Origin of the sequence: Lysobacter sp. GCM10012299, from assembly GCF_042649405.1 — a bacterium.
Taxonomy (GTDB): Bacteria; Pseudomonadota; Gammaproteobacteria; order Xanthomonadales; family Xanthomonadaceae; genus Lysobacter_J.
The window spans coordinates 1-517 of sequence record NZ_JBHRZC010000024.1 but is presented as its reverse complement, the minus strand read 5'-3'; the positions used below and the strand labels follow the sequence as shown (position 1 = coordinate 517).

At 44.7% G+C, this 517-nt stretch carries 1 protein-coding gene; it reads right to left on the bottom strand.

The window, feature by feature from the left end:
• Nucleotides 1-164: 164 nt before the first annotated feature.
• Complete coding sequence (locus ACFOPO_RS18470; RefSeq protein ID WP_110958386.1) at nt 165-263, bottom strand: type I toxin-antitoxin system Fst family toxin; 99 nt, start codon at nt 261-263, stop codon at nt 165-167.
• Nucleotides 264-517 lie beyond the last annotated feature (254 nt).

The following is a 517-nucleotide window of genomic DNA, read 5'->3' as shown; positions in this document are numbered from 1 at the left end:
ATAGTCAGTGAAATTGAGATTTGCCAACGTCCATGCTATAATAACCATGCGAAAACGTTAGAATTTTTTCGAGTGCGGAATGCACAAAAGCCAGCCACCATGCGACGGTGTCTGGCTTTTTTTTCGCCCTGCGACTAGGCGTGTGAGTTGGAAGGCACTAAGCCTTAGTTGTCGTCTTTCTCGTCCAACCAATGAGAAACTAGCTCAATGACTAGCCCGACAAATAGCGGTGCGACAACCAACGTTAGAAATTTTTCGTACATACGGAATACACCTCCCAACCTGTGTAAGCGTTAGTTGGCTTTAGTGCCAAGATTAATATAGCATTCACTCCCTGCAAAAAAAAGATGGTCTACCAGATGGGGCTTTTGGGTCGTTAGGGCTTGCCCTGACCGCCTGTAAAGGCGCTGTATAACAAGACTAACGATTTAATCTAAATCAGTCTAAAAACTTGCTACAACAAGCTTTTACGCCTATCCCAACCGCTCCTTGAACAACGGTTTTGACCTTAACGAAG